At 69.1% G+C, this 20,116-nt stretch carries 18 protein-coding genes; 12 read left to right on the top strand and 6 right to left on the bottom strand.

Annotated elements, in window-relative coordinates; genetic code table 11:
• Positions 1-8: 8 nt before the first annotated feature.
• From pnuC to VXM69_RS04835, 5 genes are all read right to left on the bottom strand, one after another.
• Entirely contained in the window at positions 9-644 is a 636-nt protein-coding gene (gene pnuC, locus VXM69_RS04855; RefSeq protein ID WP_059558612.1) for a nicotinamide riboside transporter PnuC, read from the bottom strand.
• Positions 645-703: 59 nt separating this feature from the next.
• A complete protein-coding gene (locus tag VXM69_RS04850) occupies positions 704-2,935 on the bottom strand; it encodes a TonB-dependent siderophore receptor (protein ID WP_124668766.1) in 2,232 nt (743 codons plus the stop codon).
• Positions 2,936-3,534: 599 nt separating this feature from the next.
• On the bottom strand, positions 3,535-3,738 hold the full coding sequence (locus VXM69_RS04845; protein WP_034185578.1) for a DUF2970 domain-containing protein: 204 nt from the start codon (positions 3,736-3,738) through the stop codon (positions 3,535-3,537).
• 122 nt (positions 3,739-3,860) lie between these two features.
• The gene (locus tag VXM69_RS04840) at positions 3,861-5,918 is read right to left on the bottom strand and encodes a pyridoxamine 5'-phosphate oxidase family protein (RefSeq protein ID WP_124668765.1); all 2,058 of its coding nucleotides are present in this window, start codon (positions 5,916-5,918) and stop codon (positions 3,861-3,863) included.
• Positions 5,919-5,953: 35 nt separating this feature from the next.
• The gene (locus VXM69_RS04835) at positions 5,954-6,598 is read right to left on the bottom strand and encodes a glutathione S-transferase family protein (protein WP_034185576.1); all 645 of its coding nucleotides are present in this window, start codon (positions 6,596-6,598) and stop codon (positions 5,954-5,956) included.
• A 126-nt stretch (positions 6,599-6,724) separates the two neighbouring features.
• Here VXM69_RS04835 and VXM69_RS04830 point away from each other — a divergent pair, with 126 nt between their 5' ends.
• The 12 genes from VXM69_RS04830 to VXM69_RS04775 all read left to right on the top strand — a co-directional run bounded on the left by VXM69_RS04830 (position 6,725) and on the right by VXM69_RS04775 (position 19,223).
• Complete coding sequence (locus VXM69_RS04830; RefSeq protein WP_034185575.1) at positions 6,725-7,660, top strand: LysR family transcriptional regulator; 936 nt, start codon at positions 6,725-6,727, stop codon at positions 7,658-7,660.
• Positions 7,661-7,863: 203 nt separating this feature from the next.
• Complete coding sequence (locus VXM69_RS04825) at positions 7,864-9,558, top strand: 5-guanidino-2-oxopentanoate decarboxylase (protein ID WP_367189088.1); 1,695 nt, start codon at positions 7,864-7,866, stop codon at positions 9,556-9,558.
• On the top strand, positions 9,555-11,027 hold the full coding sequence (locus tag VXM69_RS04820; RefSeq protein ID WP_367189087.1) for an aldehyde dehydrogenase family protein: 1,473 nt from the start codon (positions 9,555-9,557) through the stop codon (positions 11,025-11,027). The genes VXM69_RS04825 and VXM69_RS04820 overlap by 4 nt, the downstream gene beginning before the upstream one ends.
• Positions 11,028-11,177: 150 nt before the next feature.
• Entirely contained in the window at positions 11,178-12,275 is a 1,098-nt protein-coding gene (locus VXM69_RS04815) for an extracellular solute-binding protein (protein WP_034185574.1), read from the top strand.
• 4 nt (positions 12,276-12,279) lie between these two features.
• Positions 12,280-13,200: an ABC transporter permease gene (locus VXM69_RS04810; protein WP_069704541.1), complete on the top strand. Its 921-nt coding sequence runs from the start codon at positions 12,280-12,282 to the stop codon at positions 13,198-13,200.
• On the top strand, positions 13,197-14,039 hold the full coding sequence (locus VXM69_RS04805; RefSeq protein WP_034185572.1) for an ABC transporter permease: 843 nt from the start codon (positions 13,197-13,199) through the stop codon (positions 14,037-14,039). Before VXM69_RS04810 ends, VXM69_RS04805 begins: the two co-directional genes overlap by 4 nt.
• 40 nt (positions 14,040-14,079) lie before the next feature.
• Positions 14,080-15,153, top strand: coding sequence for an ABC transporter ATP-binding protein (locus VXM69_RS04800; RefSeq protein WP_367189086.1), 1,074 nt, complete (start codon positions 14,080-14,082; stop codon positions 15,151-15,153).
• Positions 15,154-15,194: 41 nt separating this feature from the next.
• Positions 15,195-16,013, top strand: coding sequence for a transporter substrate-binding domain-containing protein (locus VXM69_RS04795; RefSeq protein ID WP_049035690.1), 819 nt, complete (start codon positions 15,195-15,197; stop codon positions 16,011-16,013).
• A gap of 43 nt (positions 16,014-16,056) precedes the next feature.
• Positions 16,057-16,821: an amino acid ABC transporter permease gene (locus VXM69_RS04790; RefSeq protein ID WP_049035689.1), complete on the top strand. Its 765-nt coding sequence runs from the start codon at positions 16,057-16,059 to the stop codon at positions 16,819-16,821.
• Positions 16,818-17,474, top strand: a complete 657-nt coding sequence (locus VXM69_RS04785) for an amino acid ABC transporter permease (protein ID WP_049035687.1) — start codon at positions 16,818-16,820, stop codon at positions 17,472-17,474. The genes VXM69_RS04790 and VXM69_RS04785 overlap by 4 nt, the downstream gene beginning before the upstream one ends.
• 41 nt (positions 17,475-17,515) lie before the next feature.
• Complete coding sequence (locus VXM69_RS04780; protein WP_069245851.1) at positions 17,516-18,241, top strand: amino acid ABC transporter ATP-binding protein; 726 nt, start codon at positions 17,516-17,518, stop codon at positions 18,239-18,241.
• Between the two features lie 79 nt (positions 18,242-18,320).
• Entirely contained in the window at positions 18,321-19,223 is a 903-nt protein-coding gene (locus tag VXM69_RS04775) for a LysR substrate-binding domain-containing protein (protein ID WP_367189085.1), read from the top strand.
• Between the two features lie 216 nt (positions 19,224-19,439).
• On the opposite strand, the gene VXM69_RS04770 is transcribed toward VXM69_RS04775, so the two are convergent.
• Complete coding sequence (locus tag VXM69_RS04770) at positions 19,440-20,081, bottom strand: TetR/AcrR family transcriptional regulator (protein ID WP_226103882.1); 642 nt, start codon at positions 20,079-20,081, stop codon at positions 19,440-19,442.
• Between the last annotated feature and the right edge of the window lie 35 nt (positions 20,082-20,116).

Below are 20,116 nucleotides of genomic sequence, written 5' to 3'. Positions count from 1 at the left end.
TGCGTGAATCAGCGCGCGCCGCCGCCCGGCGCCAGCGCGCCGCCGGCCGCCGCGCGCAACGCGGCGGCGGTCCGGCTCCAGTCGCGCCAGCCGACGACGGCCAGCCCGATGAACAGCGCATAGAGTCCGGCCGTCAGATACAGTTCCTTGAACACGAACATCCCGACGTAGACGACGTTCACGACGATCCACAGTCCCCACGACGCGATATAGCGCCGCGCGGTCCAGTATTGCGCGACGAGGCTGAACGCGGTCAGCGACGCGTCGACGAACGGCAGCGCCGCGTCGGTCCAGCGTGCCATCATGCCGCCGAGCAGCGCGCTGCCGATGACGGCCGCGACCAGGTCGGGCAGCATCTGGCGCGGCCGCACGCCGGTGACGGGCGCGACGTCGCCGGCCGGCGCCGCGCCGCCGCCGCCGGCTTCGCTCGCGCGCTGCGCGAGCCAGCGCTGCCAGCCGTACACCTGCAGCACCGCGAACGCGCCCTGCAGCAGCATGTCCGAATACAGCTTCGCATCGAAGAAGATCCAGCCGTACAGCGCAACAGACGCGAGCCCGACCGGCCAGCACAGCATGCGGCGCTTCGCGGTCAGCCAGATCGCGAGCGCGCTGACGATCACGCCGGCGATTTCGAGTGGGGACATCGTCTGTGCTCTCCTGGTTGGCTGCCGGGGCCGCGCGTCACGCAGCCGGTTCCCGGTCATCAGAAATCATAGGTCAACGACACGCGCGCGGTGCGCGGCGCCCCCGGGAACAGGTACGCATCGCCCTGCTGCTCGCCCGCGTCGCGCCAGTAGAACTTGTTGAACAGGTTGTCGACCGACACGCGCAGTACCGTGCGATGGCCGCCGATCTTCGTCGTATAGCGCGCGCCGAGATTGAACACGAACCATGACGGCACGCGCGCGGTGCCTTCCTCGTTCGCGTTGCGCGCCGCGCTGTACTCGACACCGCCGAGCACGTTCAGCCCTGCCACGCCCGGCACCGCGTAATCCGCATACAGCGACGCGCGCAGCGCGGGCACGTTGATGATCTGGTGCCCTTCGTAGGCCGGCGACCCCGAATCGTACGCGCGGGCGCGGATCGCCGCGACGCTGGCCGTCAGCCCCAGCCGCTCGGTCACGCGCCCGGCCGCGCCGAGCTCGATCCCCTGGTGCCGCTGCGTGCCGCGCTGCACGAACGTGTAGGCGGTGCCCGACGCATCCGGGTCGGCGAACTGGAACGGCTTGCTGATCGAGAACACGGCGGCCGTGAGGCTCAGCCGGTCGAGCCAGTCGTATTTCGCGCCGACCTCGATCTGGTGCGATTCGACCGGCGGCAGGAACGCATACGCATTGGTCGCGCGCACCGGCGCCTGGTCGCCGAGCGACAGCGCCTTGCTGTACGACGCATACAGCGACAGCACGTTGACCGGCTTGTAGACGAGCGCGACCTGCGGCAGGAACACCGAGCGGTCGGTGTGCGTCGTGTCGCCGTCGGGACTGCTCCAGCTGCGCTGGCGCAGCAGCACTTCCTTGCCGCCCGCGAGCACCTGCCAGTGTTCGCCGATGCTGATGCGGTCGAGCCCGAACACGCCGTACTGCCACGAATCGAGCTGCGGATACGACGGCCCGGGCGTATTCGGCGACGGTGCAAACGTGACGTCGGGTCCGTCGATGTTCTCGCTGCCGACATAGTCGTACACGGCGGTCGCCATGTGCACGACGCGACGCTGCACGCTTACGCCGAGCGTCAGTTCGTGCCGCAGCGGTCCCGTCGCGAACTTGCCGGTCGTGACGGCGCGCAGGTCGTCGTTGCGCCGGTATTCGCCGGGGCTGCGGAAGTCGTACACGTCGTAGTCGCCGTTCGCGCCGAAGAAAAACGGCGACGTCGCGCCGGCCGTGCAGCTTGCCGCGTAATAGCAACCGTACGCGAACGCACTGTTGTCGTCGATCATCGTGCGGCTGCGGCCCGCGGCGACGTACGCCTTCCAGTCGTCGTTGAACTGGTAGTCGAAGCGGGCGTTCAGGTTCAGCGCATCGGTCGTCACCGGTTTCGCCCACGGCTGCGTGCCGAGCGCCTTCGACGTCGTCTTGACCGACGGCACGACGGTGCCGCCGAGCAACTGGTAGCCGGGCGCCGAGCGCTGGATCCACTGCTGGAATTCGGCGTTGAGCTGCAGGCTCGCGCGCGGGCTGATGTCCCAGTCGGCGGCGATCGAGCCGAACGTGCGCCGTCCGTTCGTGCCGTCGATGTAGGCGTGCATGTTCTCCTTCGCGGCGTTGATCCGGAAGCCGAACTGATGGTCGGGGCCGAAGCGGCGGCCGAGATCGACGGCCGCCGACGTCGAGCCGCGGCTGTCGACGCCGCCCGTCACGCTCGCGACGTTCGCGGAGCGCTTGGTCACGAAGTTGATCACGCCGCCCGGCGCGACGACGCCGCTGTCGATGCCGGCCAGCCCCTTCAGGATCTCGACGCGCTCCTTGTTCTCGAGCGGCACGTTCTGCTCGCCCGACACCGTCAGCCCGTCGATCCGGATCGCGCTCGCGAGATCGACCGGAAAACCGCGGATCGCGAAGCCTTCGAAATAGCCGACCGGCGCGTAGTCGTTGACGACCGATGCGTCGTTGCGCACGACGTCGCTCAGCCGCTTCGCCTGCTGGTCGTCGATCAGCGCGCGCGTGACGACGTTCACCGACGCGGGCGTGTCGCGCAGCGGCGCGTCGTCGAGCCCGGCCACCGACGCATTGCGCGCGCGCAGCGTGCCGCCGCGCTCGCCGCTCACCGTGATCGCGGGCAGCGTCGCGGTGCCGGCCGCGTCGGCGTCCGGTGCGGGCGCGTCACCCGGTGCCGCGGCGGCCTGCGCCGCGAAAAGCGTGATGCCGAGGCCGACTCCGAGCCCGACCTTGGTGCGCCGCCGCCGTGCGGACGCCGCTGTTGTTCGATTCACCGTCATTGTTCTGGATGGAAAACTCGCCACTCGACCCTGTCGAAACCCGTTACGAAGCTGCGAAGCATGCCCCCGCGGACGCAATCCGCACCGTCACCGGCCGCGTGCGGCGACACGCCATTCATCAGACGAACCGGACGATATGGCACGCACGCATGCCGGTCAGCCAGGAAGACGCGGGATGGGACATCGGATTCAGGTGACGCGCCGGGCACCGACGCAGCCGCCGACGGATTCGTCGGGAGCGGGCGGGCGGCCGGCGGCATCGCGCGGTCGTGTCATGCGGGGGACGCTTCGAACGCCCCGGTGCGGGCGGCGGGCGCTTGCGCCGACCGTTCGTCGGAACGGCGGCCTGCCCGTCGCGCGCGACATCGCGGCGTGGCGCGCATTTTACCCCGGGCGGGACCGATGGCCGTGGAATCGGGCGGAACGGGAGGCGGGAACGGCGGGATGGGGGAAATAGGCTGCGGAGGGCGCGCCGGCGGCGGCGGCGCGATCGCGCCGCGCATCGTGCGCGGCGACCTCGACGACCGGTGCGGTCACGCGCCGGTCGAACGGACGAAAACCGGCGCGGGAATCACGGCCCGCTACCGGTTCGACACCGCTCAGAACCCCTGCATCGTCACGGTCGGATCGACGACGAGATGCACGACGCCGTAGATCACCGCGCCGACCAGCAGCGCAAGCAGGATCGCCACGAACGGCAGCAACGTGAAGTTGGCGTTCGCGAGATCGGTCGCGTGCGACTTGCTGTTGCGCACGCCGAAGAAACTCCACAGGACCAGGCGGACCATGCCGAGCAGTTTCATGATGGGCTCCTTTCATCGAATCGGTTAACGCTATCGTCGATCCGACCGGCATCCGAAAAAAGAAGCAGTTGCGCGCGCTTTTCGCGCAGCAGGCCGTCTGCGGCGGCGTGTCGCAGGGTGCGTCAGCGGTCGAGCACGAGCGGCTCCGCGGCGCCTGGCGCGGGCCGCGCGACGCACAGCAGCGCGCAGCCCGGTTCGACCGGCGCGTCGGGCGCTTGCGCATAGTCGACCGCGCCGGACAGCACGCGCGTCGCGCAGGTGCCGCACGAGCCGGAACGGCATTCGGACGGCACGGCCACGCCCTGCCCCTCGGCGAATTCGAGCAGCGTGCCGTCGGCAGGTGTCCACGCGGTTTCGCGCGCCGTGCGCCGGAACACGACCGGCACGCCCGGCGCCGCTCGCGCGAGCGTCTCGCGCGCCACACGACGCGAGACGCTCGACGGCCCGAACGCCTCGAAGCGGATGCGTTCGTCCGGCACGTTCAGTGCGCGCAGCCCGTCGTACAGGTCGCGCATGAACGCCGCGGGCCCGCACAGGTAGAAGTCGTAGTCGTCGAACGACAGGATCCGCTTCAGCTGCGCGACGTCGATGCGGCCGGCCCGCGCGGCCGAGCGTTCATCAGGATGACTGTCGAACCAGTGCAGCGACAGGCGCGCGTCGGCGGCCGCGATGGCCGCGAGTTGCGCCGCGAACGGCCGGTCGGCCGCATCGCGTGCGCCATGCACGAACACCACGCGGCGCGACGGCGTGTCGTCGACCAGTGCGCGGCGCAGCATCGCGACCATCGGCGTGATGCCGATGCCGGCCGACACGAGCACGGCCGGGCGCGGGCTCGCGAGATCGAACGTGAAGCGGCCGCGCGGCATCTGCGCGTCGAACGTCATGCCGGCCAGCGCATGATCGTGCAGCCACGCCGATACGCGCCCTTCGCGCTTCACGGTGATCCGGTAATGCGCGCCACCCGGCGCATCCGACAGCGTGTAGCTGCGAATCGCCGGCGCATCGCCGCCCGGCAGCGCGACGCGCAACGTCAGGTGCTGCCCGGCTTCGTAGGCCGGCAGCACGCCGCCGTCCGCCGGTTCGAAATGAAACGACCGGATCGCGCGCGCTTCGTCGACGATCTTCGCGATGCGCAACGGCCGCCATGCGGGTGCCGATGCAGGCACGACGGACGGCACCGGGACCGCCTGCGCGGCGCCCGGCGAAGCCGCCGCCGTCGTCGCGAACTGCGGCGCGCGCTCGACCGCCGACCACCGGAACGGCAGCACCGCACGCAGGCGCCGCACTTCCCGCACATGGAACCGCACGACACGCTGCGCGCCGTCGAACGACGCGACGAGCGGCCCGTCCCACACGATCTCCGCGCGCGCGGCGACAACCAGCAAGTCGCCGCTGTCGAAATCGATGAACAGCAGCCCCGCGCGCGGATCGTGCTGCAGGTTGCCGAGCGTGTTGAAGAAGCGGTTGCCGCTGAAATCGGGCGTCGTCAGCGTGTTCGCATCGTCGACGCGCACGAAGCCCGGCATCCCGCCGCGATGCGACACGTCCGCGCCGCGCGCGGCGCCCGCCTCCGCCGACGTGTTCGCGCTCGCGACGAAGAACGTATCGGCCTGCGCGAGCAGCGCGCGGTCGGCGTCGCTCAATGCGTCCGACACGTCGGGCGCGACGGCCGCATCGGCTTCGCGTGCGATGAACGTGGGCTTGCGGCCCTGGATGTACTTCGCGCAGTTGCCGAAGCTCTGCTCGACGGCGATCGTCAGCGCATCGCCATCGACCGCGCGCACGACGCCGTTCACGCGATTGCGCCGCCGCGTATCGAATTCGATCCCCAGCCCGCCGAGCGCCGCGCCCGGTTGCCAGGTACCGGCCAGCGGATCGCCCGGCAGCGCGCGCGCCGCGATGCGCAGCGTGCGCGGGTCCGGCGACGTGACGAAACCCGGCGCACCGGCGCGCAGCGTCGCCCATGGCTGGCCGTGCGCATCGACGCCGCCGAGCACGAAGAACGGCAGTTGCGCGAAGAACGCGCGGTGCTGGTCCGGCATGAAGCGCCGGATGCCGCGCCGGCCGGCCGCACCCGCCGCGTCCGTCACGCCTGCGCGCTGCTGCACGGCAAGCTCGCCCGCGTGAAACGGCACGGTGTCGAGTTCCCAACCCGGTACGACGGCGGTCGGCGCGTTCATCGCATGCTCCTGACTAGGCTTGGTTGAAGGAGAGGTTACGCGGCGAGCAGGCCCGCGCGAGTCGTCGGCATCGCGACGAAGCCCGGCAGCGCCTCGATACGCGCCAGCCATGCGCGCACGTGCGGATACGGTTCGAGCGACACGCCGCCTTCCGGTGCGTGCGCGATGTACGTATAAGCGGCGATGTCCGCGATCGTCGGCTGCGCGCCGGCCGCGAACGGCTTGCCGGCCAGCTCGCGATCGATCACGTCGAGCACCTTCGCGGCCGTGCGCTTGGCGGCCTCCGGATCGAGCTGCGCGCCGAACACGGTCACGAGCCGCGCGGCAGCCGGGCCCGACGCGATCGGGCCGGCCGCATACGACAGCCAGCGCTGCACGACGGCCGCGCCGACCGGATCGTCGGGCAGCCAGTGCGCGTCGCCGTAGCGCTTCGCGAGGTAGACGAGGATCGCGTTCGAATCGGCGATCACGGTGCCGCCGTCGTCGATCACCGGTACCTGCCCGAGCGGATTCAACGCGAGAAAAGCCGGTTCGCGCTGCGCGCCGACCGCGAGATCGACGTCGATGGTTTTGGACGGCAACCCGAGCAGCGACAGGAACAATCGGACACGGTGCGCGTGGCCGGACAACAGGAACGAATAGACGCGGATCGGCGAGGCAGGCTTGCGGGCGGCAGACATGGAAACACTCCGGATTCTCGCGCCGCCGGGAATCGGCGACGAACGGCTCCAGCGTAGCGCTCGCCGTTCGTCGCCAGAAGACGGATAATCGCGGAAACATTATCCTCTTTCATAGGACAATCGACGATGGCCGATCTGCGCGACGTGAACCTGAACCGGCTGGCGATCTTCGTCGCGGTGGTCGAGGCCGGCTCGCTGACGGCCGCGGCCGAGCGGCTCGGCCTCGCGAAGACGGTCGTCAGCACGCACATGCAGCGCCTCGAATCCGAGGTCGGCACGAACCTGCTGGTGCGCACGACGCGGCGGCTGAGCGTGACGGATGCGGGGCGCGTGTTCTACGACGCGTGCCGCGACATCGTGCGCGCGACCGAAACCGCGCTCGACGCGGTATCGTCCGACGCTGGGCCGCTGCGCGGCACGCTGCGCGTGAGCGTGCCGATCGACTACGGCGCTTTGGTCGTCGCACCGGCCGTCGTCGCGTTGCGCGACCGGCATCCGGGGCTCGACGTCGAACTGGTGGCGAACGACCGCGTCGTCGATCTCGTCGCGGACAATCTCGACGTCGCGATCCGCATCGGCCGCCTCGCCGATTCGAACTATCGCGCGGTGCAGCTCGGCACGTACGAGAAATGGCTGGTGGCGAGCCCGGCGTTCGTCGCCCGGCACGGGCTGCCGCGCGATCCGGATGCGCTCGCCGCGCTGCCGTTCGTGATGCTGTCGACGCTGCCGCGCCCGCACACGCTCGAACTCGACAACGCGAACGGCGGCAGCGCGGCCGTCCGCTGTGCCGCACCGGTCGTATCGAACACCGCGACCGCATGCCGCGCGATCGTGCTCGCGGGCGGCGGCTTCGGGTTGCTGACGGATTTCTCGACCGCGGACGACGTCGCGGCCGGCCGGCTCGTGCGGCTGCTGCCCGCGTGGCGCTCGGCACCGGCCGGAATTCATGCGGTGTATCCGTCGACGCGGCTGCCTACGCCGAAGGTGCGGGCGTTCATCGATGCGATGAAGGAGAGGATTGGCGACACACGGCCGGCACGCAAGACGAAACGCGAACGCTAGCGCGCGCCGGTTGCGTGCCCGCGCACGCCATTCATCCGACGAATCACGACGTCCCCGCGATCAGGCGCCGCCATGCACGGCGCTCATGCGCGGCATGAAAACTAATCGATTGTTGGCGCCCCGGATCGACGCCGACAATCCGCTTCATGCCCCCTCGTTTGCGGTACGGGCCACTCACCCTCCCAATCGGCACGTCACGATCCATGAACCGCCAAGTCCCTCTTCCCTGCATCGCCGCGGCCCGCACGGCCCCGCCGGCACCGTCCCTTGCGCGCCCCCGCACTTGCGGCGAAGCACTCGTCGGCCTGCTCGAACGTTACGACGTCGAATGCGTGTTCGGCATTCCCGGCGTGCATACCGTCGAGCTCTATCGCGGGCTCGCCGAGTCGTCGATCCGCCATGTGACGCCGCGCCACGAACAGGGCGCCGGCTTCATGGCCGACGGTTATGCCCGCGTCACCGGCCGGCCGGGCGTCTGCTTCATCATCACCGGGCCCGGCATGACCAATATCGCGACCGCGATGGCACAGGCCTACGCGGATTCGATCCCGATGCTGGTGATCTCGAGCGTCAACGCGCGGCGCGAGCTCGGCAGCGGCGACGGCCGCCTGCACGAGCTGCCGTCGCAGCGCAACGTCTTCGCGGGGCTCACCGCGTTCTCGCACACGCTGCTGGACGCGGCCGACCTGCCGCAGGTCCTCGCGCGCGCATTCGCCGTCTTCGAAAGCGCGCGGCCACGGCCCGTGCATATCGAGATTCCGCTCGACGTGATCGTGATGCCGGCGCCCGCGCTGCCCGCCACCCCGCCCGCGCTGCCCGCGCGCCCCGCGCCTGATGCCGGTGCGCTCGCGGCGGCCGCGGACCTGCTCGCCCACGCACGCCGGCCGCTGATCCTGGCGGGCGGCGGTGCCGTGCAGGCGGCAGCCGAATTGCGCGAACTCGCCGAACGCCTGCACGCGCCCGTCGCGCTGACGATCAACGCGAAGGGCCTGCTGCCGCCCGGCCATCCGCTGCTGATCGGCTCCACCCAGTCGCTGCCGGCCACCCGCGCGGCGATCCGCGATGCCGACGTGGTGCTCGCCGTCGGCACCGAGCTCGGCGAAACGGATTACGACGTCACGTTCGACGGTCGCTTCGCGATCGACGGACGGCTGATTCGCATCGACATCGATGCGCAGCAGCTGATGCGCAATGCCCGCGCGGAGATCGCCATCGCCGGCGATGCGCGGCTCGCGCTCGGCACGCTGTCGACCCGTCTGCACGAAAAACCCGCGCCGACACCGGAAGCCGGCTGGGGTGCCTCACGCGTGGCGGCCGTGCGCGCCGAGATCGCGTCCGGCCACGACAGCCACGTGCGCGCGCAGGCGCGACTGATCGACACGGTCGTCACGACGCTGCCGGGCGTGATCGTCGCCGGCGATTCGACGAGCCCCGTCTACGTCGGCAATTTCACCCACGACGCGCCCGCGCCGCGCAGCTGGTTCAACTCGTCGACCGGCTACGGCACGCTCGGCTACGGGCTGCCCGCCGCGATCGGCGCGAAGCTCGCCGCGCCGGCGCGCCCGGTCGTCTGCCTGATCGGCGATGGCGGCCTGCAGTTCACTTTGCCGGAGCTCGCGAGCGCGGTCGAGGCCCGCCTGCCGGTGATCGTGATCGTCTGGAACAACCGCGGTTACGGCGAGATCCGCAAATACATGATCGCGCGCGACATCACGCCGGTCGGCGTCGATCCGTACGCGCCCGATTTCGTGGCGCTCGCGCGCGCCTTCGGCTGCGCGGCGCACGCGGCCGCGACGCCCGCCGCACTGGCCGCCGCGTTGCGCGACGCCGCCGCGCACGCGATTCCGACTGTGATCGAGATCGACGAAGCGGCGTGGTTCGGTCAGGTGCAGCCATGAGTCCGGCCGCCGCGTTTCGTTTCGATCCGCCGCTGCATACCGGGCTCCTCATCGATGGCGTGTGGGGACCCGGCGTCGGCGGCGCCACGCTGCCCGTCGTCGATCCGTCGACCGAAGCGGTCCTCGCGCGAGTCGATGCCGGCGACGACGCGGACGTCGAGCGCGCCGTCCGGGCCGCGGCCCGCGCGTTTCCCCGCTGGAAACGCACGACGGGCACCGCGCGCGCGGCCCTGCTCCGCGCGATCGCACGCGGCGTCGACGCGCACCGCGCGCGGCTCGCGACACTGCAGTCGCTCAACAACGGCAAGCCGTTCGCGGAAGCGGAGATCGACGTCGCCGACGTGATCGCCACGTTCGACTACTACGCCCGCCTCGCCGAACGGCTCGACATGGACGGCGAAACCGAGGTCGCGCTACCCGACGACCACCACCGCGCGTGGATCCGGCGCGAACCGGCCGGCGTCGCCGCGTTGATCGTGCCGTGGAATTTCCCGATGGTGACGACGGCGTGGAAGCTCGCGCCCGCGCTCGCAGCCGGCTGCACCGTCGTGCTGAAGCCGTCCGAGATCACGCCGCTGCCCGAACTCGAACTCGCCGCGATCGCCGCCGCGGCGGGCCTGCCGCCCGGCGTGCTGAACGTCGTGACGGGCACCGGTCACGACGTCGGCGCCCCGCTGAGCGCGCATCCGCTCGTCGCGAAGGTGTCGTTTACCGGCAGCACGGGGGTCGGTGCGCAGGTCATGAAAGCCGCCGCGGACACGATCAAGGGCATCGGCCTCGAACTGGGCGGCAAGTCGTCGATCGTCGTGTTCGACGACGCCGATCCCGACCAGGCGGTCGAGCTGATCGCCGGCGGCGGCCTGTTCAACGCCGGGCAGATGTGTTCGGCGACCTCGCGCGTGCTCGTCGCCGCGCCGCTCGCCGAAGACCTGATCGCGCGTCTCGCGCGGCGGATCGACGCGACCGTCGTCGGCCCGCCGTTCGCCGAGGGCGTGCAGATGGGCCCGCTGACGAACCGTGCGCAATACGAACGCGTGAAGCACTACCTCGCGCAAGGCCGCGCCGACGGCGCGCGGCTGGTGGCGGGCGGCGACGTGCCCGCCGGCCCCGGTTATTTCGTCCGGCCCGCGCTGTTCGCCGACGTGCCGACCGACAGCGCGCTGTGGCGCGACGAAATCTTCGGGCCGGTGCTGTGCGTCCGCACATTCGATACCGAGGACGACGCGATCGCGGCCGCCAACGATACCGAATACGGGCTCGTCGCGACCATCGTCACGCGCGACACGGCACGCGGCAAGCGGGTCGCCGACGCACTCGAGGTAGGCGTCGTGTGGATCAACACACCGCAGCTGATCTATCCGCAAACCTCATGGGGCGGCTACAAGCGCAGCAGCGTCGGGCGCGAGCTCGGTCCGTTCGGGCTGGCTGCGTTCCAGGAGATCAAACAGGTCATGATGCCGGCCCGCTGAGGCCGCCCGGCTCATGCGTTTATCTCATGCCGCGCATGCGGATATTTCGTTTGTTGCGGAAATTTGACCTCCCTACAGTTCATCCACACCCCGCGCCGCCGTTCGGCGACCGGCATCGAACCACCCGGCATCGTTCATCAGGAGACGGCCATGCAACACTTCAAGGCGGGCAGAAGGCAGGTGATCAAAACCCTCGGCACGGCACTCGCCGCATCCGCCCTTCCGATGCCATTCATCAGTACTGCGAAAGCACAGTCGAGCAGTTTCGCGGGAAAGACACTTCGGCTGCTCACGTGGTCTGACGATACCGGCGCGGCCGCGCTGCGCAACATCGCGGAAACCTTCAGCAAGCAGACCGGCGCGCGCGTGATCGCCGACCGTGCGGACGGCACGTCGGGCATGGTCGCCAAGGTCAAGGCCGCCGGCGAGCGGCCGACCTACGACGTGATCACGCTGGCCGGCGTGGGTGCGGCGGGCCTCGCCGACGCGGGCCTGCTCGCGAAGCCGGACCTGAACCGGCTGCCCAACCTGAAGGACGTCGCGCCGCAGTACCGCACGGGCGCGAACGGGTTCGGCATCGGCTACCTGCTGTGGTCGGACGGACTGATCTACAACACGTCGACCATCAAGACCGCACCCGCGAGCTACGAAGCGCTGTGGGATCCGAAATATGCGGGCCGCCTGTTCCTGCCGCCGCCGGAATGGGCCGAGGCGGTCGATCTCGCGATCGTCGCCGCGAAGCTGGCCGGCGGTTCGCAGCAGAACATCGAGCCCGGCTTCCGCAAGCTCGCGGCGCTCAAGGATCGCGTGATGACGCTCGGCGAGAACCCGAACCAGATCGCCGACCTGTTCCGCACCGGCTCGCTCGACATCGGCGGCATCTATTCGCCCGCGTTCTTCCCCGACCAGATCCGCAAACCCGACTACAAGATGGGTGTGACGTACGGGATGAAGGAAGGCTTCGCGACGCAACTGATGTTCACGGTCATTCCGAAAGCGCACCCCGGCGACCTCGATCTGATCCATGCGTTCATCAACCACACGCTCGACGCGGGCGTGCAGGGCCGGATGGCGGCGGACGTGCTGAACGGGCCGGTGAACGCGAAGGCCGTGATCCCGGCGGAAAGCCGCCCGTTCGTGCCGTCGCCGCAGCAGATCGCGGAGAAGGCCATCCTGCACGACGACAAGGCCCTCGCGGCCGTCCAGCCGGCGTGGATCAAACGCTATACCAGCCTCTTCGCGGCCTGACGACATGGCCTCGCTGCCCTCCTCCCGTCACGCGGAGCCGGTCGCCGCCGGCCAGGCCGGCGGCGCTCAGGCCGCCGCCGCGCGGCCCGGCGTGCCGCCGTGGCTGCTGCTCGCGCCGGTCCTCGCGTTCCTCGCGGTGCTCGCGGCCGCGACGCTCACCGTGCTGCGGATGAGCGTCGGTACGCCGGGCGACGAATGGCGCACATTCACGCTGCAGAACTACGCCGATCTCGCCGATCCGTACTTCATGCATTCGCTGTGGCTCACGCTGCGCCTCGCGTTCGAGAGCATGGTGTGCGCGATGCTGCTCGCGATCCCCGTCGCGCTGGCGATGGCGCGCGCCGAATCGCGGCTCGCGCGGCGACTCATGCTCGCCGGCGTACTGCTGCCGCTGCTCGTCAACCTGCTGCTGCAGGGCTACGGCTGGCTCGTGATGCTTGGCCCGGCAGGCTTGCTCAACCGCTCGCTGCTGGCGGCCGGCATCGTCGAACGGCCGCTGCAGCTCCTGTACCGCGAACACGGCGTGCTGCTCGGGCTGATCCAGACGGCATTCCCGCTCGCCGTGCTGCCGCTGTCGAGCGCGCTGCGCGCCGTGTCCCGCTCGTACGACGAAGCGGCCGCGACGCTCGGTGCGACGCGCTGGCAAACGCTGCGGCACGTGACGTTGCCGCTCGCGATGCCGGGGCTCGTGTCGGGGGCGTTGCTCGTGTTCGCGTACAACGCGAGCGCATTCGCGGTGCCGCTCCTGCTCGGCGGCCGGCGCGTGCCGATGCTCGCGGTGCTCGTGCACGACCAGGTCGCGCCGCTGCTGAACTGGCCGGCCGCTTCGGCGTCGGGTGTCGTGCTGATGGGTGCGACGCTGGTCGTGATGGCCGTGTCCCAGCGCCTCGTGCGCGCCGTGCAACATGACGAGGTGACCCGATGAATGCCCTTTCGCCGCGCGCGCCGCTGCCCGGCCGCCTGAGCCGCTCGACCGGCGCGCTCGCGACGCTCGTGCTGTTCGCCGCCGCGATGCCGATCCTGACGATGATCACGATGTCGTTCGGCTCGTCCGGCACGCTCGAATTCCCGCCGCGCGATTTCAGCCTGCACTGGTACCGCGCCGCCTGGCAGACCTTCGTGACCGGCGACGCGGGTAGCGCCCAATCGATGGGCGCCGCGCTGACGACGAGCCTCGTCGTCGCGATCGCGACGATGCTGGTCGCGACCGCGGTGTCGGTGCCGGCCGCCTATGCGCTGTCGCGCTACCGCTTCCGCGGCAAGACGCTGGTCGAACAGCTCGTCGCACTGCCGGTCGTCTATCCGCTCGTCATGCTCGGCCTCGCGCTGCTGCTCGTGTTCAACGCGTTGCCGGTCGAACTCGGGTTCGTGCGGCTCGTCGTCGCGCACGTGATCCTGACACTGCCTTTCACAGTGAAGAACTGCGTCGCGTCGGTCGCGTCGATCGGCCCGGAATTCGAGGAAGCCGCGTACCTGATGGGCGCGAGCCCGCGCCGCGCGTTCGTCGATGTCGTGCTGCCGCTGATGCGCCCGGGCGTCCTCGCCGGCATGCTGTTCGCGTTCATCGTGTCGTTCAACGAATTCACCGTGACGTTCTTCCTGTACAGCGTCGACACGATGACGCTGCCGGTCTGGCTCTACAGCCGCACCGTGTCGTCGCTCGACCCGACCGTGTTCTGTTTCGCGGTGTTCACCGTCGCGATCGATTTCGCGCTGATCTGGATGCTCGAAAAACTCGTCGGCGACAAGGGCGTCGCGCTCTAACGCGCGTACGGCTCCGCCCTCGCCCATCCAAGGAATCCCCATGACCCAGCTCACCCTCCAGAACGTGACGAAGCGCTTCCATCACGCGTATGCCGTCGATCACGTCGATCTGTCCGTACCGGACGGCAAGCTCGTCTGCTTTCTCGGCCCGTCGGGCTGCGGCAAGACCACGCTGATGCGGATCATCGCCGGCCTCGAGACACCGACGTCGGGCACGATCACGTTCGCCGGCCGCGACCTCACGCACGTGAGCGCCAACCGGCGCGATTTCGGCATGGTGTTCCAGTCGCTCGCGCTGTTCCCGCACATGACGGTCGCGCAGAACATCGCGTATCCGCTGCGGCTGCGCAAGACCGCCAAGGCCGCGCAGGCGCGGCGCGTCGCGGAGCTGCTGGAGCTGATCCAGCTTCCGCACTTGGCCGACCGGCTCGTCACGCAACTGTCGGGCGGGCAGCGCCAGCGGGTCGCGATCGCGCGCGCGATTGCCTCTTCGCCGCGCCTGCTGCTGCTCGACGAGCCGTTGTCGGCACTCGACGCAAAGCTGCGCGAGGCGATGCAGGTCGAGATCCGGCTGCTCCAGCAACGGCTCGGCATCACGACGATCATGGTCACGCACGACCAGCGCGAAGCGATGACGATGGCCGACGAGATCATCGTGATGGAGAAAGGCCGCATCCAGCAGGTCGGCCGGCCGCTCGACATCTATCGCGATCCGGTCAACGAATTCGTCGCGGATTTCATCGGCCTCGGCAACATCCTGCCGGTCGCGTGCGATGGCGACGACGCGATCGTGCTGCCCGGCGGGCAGCGGCTCGCGATCCGGCGCGCGCCCGACACGCCGCGCGCGGACGACGCCGTGCGCCTGCTGATTCGCCCCGAGGACGTGTGCGTGCGCCCGATCGCGGTATCGCCGTCCGCACCGAACACGCTCGCCGGCACGGTCACGTTCGTGCGCGACGTCGGTGCATCGATCGAGGCGACGATCGATTGCTGCGGCTTCACGCTGACGGCCGCGACGACGCCACGCGAGACGCCCGACCTGCACGTCGGCATGCCGGTCGCCGCCGAACTGCCCGCGCATGCCTGCAAACTGATCGCCGCACGCGGCGCCTGATGCCCTTTCCCTCCCTCCAGCGCAGCAACAAGGACTTCACCATGAACGCATCGACCCAAGCCCACCGTCTCGTGCGACGCCTGTTCGCCCGCACCGCCCTCTTCTGCGCCTGCACGGCGGGTCTCGCGGCCATCGCGCCGCTCGCCCATGCCGACGCGCTCGACACGATCGCGAAATCGGGCGTCGTGCGCATCGGCGTGTTCGAGGATTACCCGCCGTTCGGTTCGATCGGCCCCGACATGAAGCCGCAGGGTTACGACATCGACATGGCGACGCTGATCGGCAAGGCGCTCAATGCGAAAGTCGAGCTCGTGCAGGTCACCGGCGACAACCGGATGGCGTACCTCGCCGACCGCAAGACCGACATGCTGCTGTCGGTCGGCCAGACGCCGGAGCGCGCGAAGGTGATCGATTTCTCGAATGCGTATGCCCCGTACTATCTCGCGGTATTCGGCCCGAAATCGCTCGCGGTGAAGGGCACCGCGGATCTCGCCGGCAAGTCCGTCGCGGTCGCGCGCGGCACGCTCGAGGACCTGAGCGTGAGCAAGGTCGCCCCGCCGAACGCGACGATCAAGCGCTTCGACGATCCGAACGGCGCGATCGCGGCGTTCCTGTCGGGACAGGCGCAGCTGCTCGTGGTCGGCAACGACGTCGGCGCGACGATCATCGCGCGCCACCCGTCGATCGATCCGGAGCAGAAGTTCTCGCTGTTCAGCTCGCCCGATCACGTCGGCCTGAACAAGAACGAGCCGCGTCTGATGCAGAAGGTCAATGACGCGATCGCCGGCGCGAAGAAGAACGGGACGCTGAACACGCTGTCGCAGAAGTGGCTGCACGCGGCACTGCCGGCCGACCTGTGATGCGCGCCGCGCCCGCCCCGCATGCGCGACGAAAGGTATCGTGATGACCTACGTGTTCGACTTCAGCGATTTCGACCTCTACGCCGGGATGCTCGCGCGCGGGATCGGCGTGACGCTCGGCCTCACCGCGGCCTCCACCGTGCTCGGCGGCCTGATCGGCACCGCCGGCGCGTGGGCCGCGCTCGCCGGCCCGCGCTGGGCGCGGGCGCTCGTCGCGGCCTACGTCGAACTGATCCGCAATACGCCGTTCCTGGTCCAGCTGTTCTTCATCTTCTTCGGGCTGCCCGGGATCGGCGTGCACATCGACGAAGCGCAGGCGGCCGTGCTGGCGATGACGGTCAACCTGGGCGCGTATGCGGTCGAGATCCTGCGCGCCGGCATCGAATCGGTGCCGCACGGGCAGACGCAAGCGGCACGCGCGCTCGGGCTCCATGGCCGGCAGGTGTTCGGCCAGATCGTATTGCCGCAGGCACTCGCGAACGTGTACCCCGCGCTGCTCGGGCAAGTGCTGATCGTGATGCTCGGCTCGGCCGTCGTGTCGCAGATCTCCGTGCCTGACCTGACCTACGCGGCGAACTTCATCCAGTCGCGCAATTTCCGTGCGTTCGAGATCTACATCGTCGTGACCGCGATCTATCTGCTGCTGTCGATCGCGCTGCGCATGCTGCTCAATCGCGTCGCCCGCCGGCTGTTTGCGGGCCGTGCACCGCACGGTGCGGCCGCCGCACCGCGCCGATCGTGCGGCGCCCGCTTCAGGTGGCGCCTGCGCTCCCCTGAAACCGGCCTCCCGACGGAGCGGGCACGATGATCGAATTCACCTTCCAGGATATTGCGTGGAACCTGCTGCTTGCCGCACGTTGGACCGTGCTGCTGTCGCTGATCACGTTCGTTGGCGGCAGCGTCGCCGGGTTCGTGCTGCTCGCGATGCGCATCTCGCCCGTGCCGGCGCTGCGCCGCTTCGTGATCCTGTACATCGCGCTGTTTCAGGGCACGCCATTGCTGATGCAGCTGTTCCTCGGTTTCTTCGGACTGCCGCTGGTCGGCATCGACGTGACACCATGGGTCGCCGCGTCGGTCGTACTGACGTTGAACGCGAGCGCCTGTCTGGCCGACATCTGGCGCGGCTGCGTGGACGCCGTGCCGCGCGGTCAGTGGAATGCGGCGGCCAGCCTCGGCATGACGTGGACGCAACAACTGCGTTACGCGGTGTGGCCGCAGGCATGGAAAATCGCCCTGCCGCCGACCGTCGGTTTTCTCGTGCAGGCGGTGAAGAGCACCGCGCTGACGTCGATCATCGGGCTGACCGAACTCACGAAGACCGGCAACATCATCACCAACGCGGTGTTCAAGCCGTTCCCGATCTACGCGATGGTCGCGCTGCTCTACTTCGCGATGTGCTTCCCGCTCACGTGGTACGCCCGCGCGCTCGAGCGCGGCTACCGCGCCGCGAAGGTACGCTGAACCGGCGCCGCTCGCGCCTGATTACGATGCAGGTATTCCCCATGATTTCCATCAGCAACGTTTCGAAGTGGTACGGCCAGTTTCAGGTTCTCACCGACTGCACGACCGAGGTCAAGAAAGGCGAAGTGGTCGTCGTGTGCGGCCCGTCGGGCTCGGGCAAGTCGACGCTGATCAAGACCGTCAACGGCCTCGAGCCGTTTCAGCAGGGCGAGATCCTCGTGAACGGCCAGTCGGTCGGCGACAGGAAGACGAACCTGTCGAAGCTGCGTTCGAAGGTCGGGATGGTGTTCCAGCATTTCGAGCTGTTCCCGCACCTGTCGATCACCGAGAACCTGACGCTCGCGCAGGTCAAGGTGCTCGGCCGCGGCAAGGACGAAGCGACCGAGAAGGGCATGAAGCTGCTCGAGCGCGTCGGCCTGAAGGCGCATGCGCACAAGTTCCCGGGGCAGCTGTCGGGCGGCCAGCAGCAGCGTGTCGCGATCGCGCGCGCGCTGTCGATGGACCCGATCGCGATGCTGTTCGACGAACCGACGTCCGCGCTCGATCCCGAGATGATCAACGAAGTGCTCGACGTGATGGTCGAACTCGCGCAGGAAGGGATGACGATGATGGTCGTCACGCACGAGATGGGCTTCGCGAAGAAGGTCGCGCATCGCGTGATCTTCATGGACAAGGGCGCGATCGTCGAGGACGACCGCAAGGACGACTTCTTCTCGAATCCGAAATCGGAACGCGCGAAGGACTTCCTCGCGAAGATCCTGCACTGAACGATGCCGCGGTGCGTCGTGCCGGACGACGCGCCGCCCCCCTGCCCTTCCGGTCGCCCGCTCCACATCCGCCTTTCCGATGAGACGACTTCCCTCCTTCAACGCGCTGCAGATATTCGACATCGTCGCCCGACACGGCAGCTTCACGCGCGCCGCCGAGCAGCTGTGCCTGACGCAGGGGGCGGTGAGCCGGCAAATCCTCGCGCTGGAGGCGTTCTACCAGTTCCCGCTGTTCAAGCGCACGCCGAAGGGCCTGACGCTGACGGCGGAAGGCGAATTGCTGTTGCCGACGGTGCGTGAAAGCTTTGCGCGCATCGAAGAGGTGTCGATGCGCCTGTCGCGCCGACGCACCGAGCTCGCGCTGAAGGTGCCGACCTGCGTGATGCAGTGGATGCTGCCGCGGATCATGCGATTTCAGTCCGAGCACCCCGAGCTCCAGGTGCAGATCACGACGACCTGGGGTCATCACGTCGATTTCCGCATGGAACCGTTCGATGCCGCGGTGATCTACGCTCCCGGCGCCGGCCCCGACATGCATGCGATTCCGCTGTTCGAAGAGCGGCTCACGCCCGTATGCGCGCCGGACCTGCTGGAGCGGCAACCGCTCGCGAGCGTCGACGACCTGACCCACCATACGCTGCTGCATCCGACCCGCGATCACCGGGACTGGAAACACTGGCTCGACCATGCGGGCGCACCGCACGTCGACTCGACGCGCGGACTGAGCTTCGAGACGCTCGACCTCGCGACACATGCGGCGCTCGACGGTTACGGCGTCGCGATGGGCGACCGGACGCTCGTCGACGAAAGCGTCGCGGCGCACCGGCTCGTGACTCCGTTCGACGTGTCGCTGCCGACCGGGATGGGCTACTACTTCGTGTATCCGGGCGGGGCCGAACAGCAGTACAAGATCCAGCTGTTCGGCGACTGGATCGCGGGCGAACGCGAGCGCCAGACCTCGGCACTCAACCAGCCGGCGTGAGCCGGCCGGCCGCGCGCAGGCCGGCGCGCGCCGCGATTTCATGGGGAACCACGCCGTCGATTCGTGTCCGCACGGCCAATGTTCATTTATTGAAAAGACGGCCCAATCACGCAAACAGACGACACTTCACTCCGCGTGCCGTGCGGTTACCACCTTGTTTTCATGTTCAGCCTGCCATTGGCGAGGACCGAACACGGCCGGCGCGACGCCATCCGGTCAGCCGATCTCCCGCAACGTCCCCAGCAGCACCTTGCGGCAGCTCGAGATCATCTGCGCCTCCGGATCGCGATACCCGGTGAGCAGCCACGCCGCGCCCACGTTCGTCATCGCCCCCACCAGCGCGAGCCCGATCAGCCGCTGCTCGGTGCGCTCCGCGGGCGTCCCGGCCTCGCCCGGCGCGCCGATCGCCATGATCAGCTTGCCGAAGTCGATCAGCATGCGCTGGTAGGTCATGTCGGTATCCGCGCTCACGCCCATCACCTCGAGCAGCAGCACGCGCGCCGCGCACGGGTCGCGCAGGAACGCGAAGAACGCGGCGAGCCCCGCGTCGACGCGCTCGCGCAGCTCGCCGCCGCGCGCGGCCACCGCCTGCGCGACCGCATCGTGCAATTGCTGCGCGTGGTGCAGGTAGGTGCAGCGCAGCAGATCCTCGGTACTGTCGAACGCCGCGTAGAAATAGCGGTCGTTCAGCTTCGCTTCCTGGCAGATCGACCGCACGGTCGCCTTGCGGAACCCGACCGTGCCGAACACGCGCGTCGCCGCGCCGATCAACGCGCCGCGCCGCTCGGCGGCCCGTACCTCGGGCGCCACGCCGCCATACGACCGGCCCCGTTTTTCCGTTTCGAGTGCTTTCTCCATTCCGCTATTTGACATCAGGACACCCAAAAACTAAA

It is taken from the genome of Burkholderia sp. Ed8 (genome assembly GCF_040761425.1).
GTDB classification, from domain to species: domain Bacteria; phylum Pseudomonadota; class Gammaproteobacteria; order Burkholderiales; family Burkholderiaceae; genus Burkholderia; species Burkholderia seminalis.
Note: the sequence above shows the minus strand (reverse complement) of the source record. Positions and strands in the feature narration are given on the sequence as shown.

Excerpts from the sequence above, each read along its gene's own strand:
- pnuC (WP_059558612.1), bottom strand. The coding sequence starts at position 644 with ATGTCCCCACTCGAAATCGCCGGCGTGATCGTCAGCGCGCTCGCGATC.
- VXM69_RS04850 (WP_124668766.1), bottom strand. The coding sequence starts at position 2,935 with ATGACGGTGAATCGAACAACAGCGGCGTCCGCACGGCGGCGGCGCACC.
- VXM69_RS04845 (WP_034185578.1), bottom strand. The coding sequence starts at position 3,738 with ATGAAACTGCTCGGCATGGTCCGCCTGGTCCTGTGGAGTTTCTTCGGC.
- VXM69_RS04840 (WP_124668765.1), bottom strand. The coding sequence starts at position 5,918 with ATGAACGCGCCGACCGCCGTCGTACCGGGTTGGGAACTCGACACCGTG.
- VXM69_RS04835 (WP_034185576.1), bottom strand. The coding sequence starts at position 6,598 with ATGTCTGCCGCCCGCAAGCCTGCCTCGCCGATCCGCGTCTATTCGTTC.
- VXM69_RS04830 (WP_034185575.1), top strand. The coding sequence starts at position 6,725 with ATGGCCGATCTGCGCGACGTGAACCTGAACCGGCTGGCGATCTTCGTC.
- VXM69_RS04825 (WP_367189088.1), top strand. The coding sequence starts at position 7,864 with ATGAACCGCCAAGTCCCTCTTCCCTGCATCGCCGCGGCCCGCACGGCC.
- VXM69_RS04820 (WP_367189087.1), top strand. The coding sequence starts at position 9,555 with ATGAGTCCGGCCGCCGCGTTTCGTTTCGATCCGCCGCTGCATACCGGG.
- VXM69_RS04815 (WP_034185574.1), top strand. The coding sequence starts at position 11,178 with ATGCAACACTTCAAGGCGGGCAGAAGGCAGGTGATCAAAACCCTCGGC.
- VXM69_RS04810 (WP_069704541.1), top strand. The coding sequence starts at position 12,280 with ATGGCCTCGCTGCCCTCCTCCCGTCACGCGGAGCCGGTCGCCGCCGGC.
- VXM69_RS04805 (WP_034185572.1), top strand. The coding sequence starts at position 13,197 with ATGAATGCCCTTTCGCCGCGCGCGCCGCTGCCCGGCCGCCTGAGCCGC.
- VXM69_RS04800 (WP_367189086.1), top strand. The coding sequence starts at position 14,080 with ATGACCCAGCTCACCCTCCAGAACGTGACGAAGCGCTTCCATCACGCG.
- VXM69_RS04795 (WP_049035690.1), top strand. The coding sequence starts at position 15,195 with ATGAACGCATCGACCCAAGCCCACCGTCTCGTGCGACGCCTGTTCGCC.
- VXM69_RS04790 (WP_049035689.1), top strand. The coding sequence starts at position 16,057 with ATGACCTACGTGTTCGACTTCAGCGATTTCGACCTCTACGCCGGGATG.
- VXM69_RS04785 (WP_049035687.1), top strand. The coding sequence starts at position 16,818 with ATGATCGAATTCACCTTCCAGGATATTGCGTGGAACCTGCTGCTTGCC.
- VXM69_RS04780 (WP_069245851.1), top strand. The coding sequence starts at position 17,516 with ATGATTTCCATCAGCAACGTTTCGAAGTGGTACGGCCAGTTTCAGGTT.
- VXM69_RS04775 (WP_367189085.1), top strand. The coding sequence starts at position 18,321 with ATGAGACGACTTCCCTCCTTCAACGCGCTGCAGATATTCGACATCGTC.
- VXM69_RS04770 (WP_226103882.1), bottom strand. The coding sequence starts at position 20,081 with ATGGAGAAAGCACTCGAAACGGAAAAACGGGGCCGGTCGTATGGCGGC.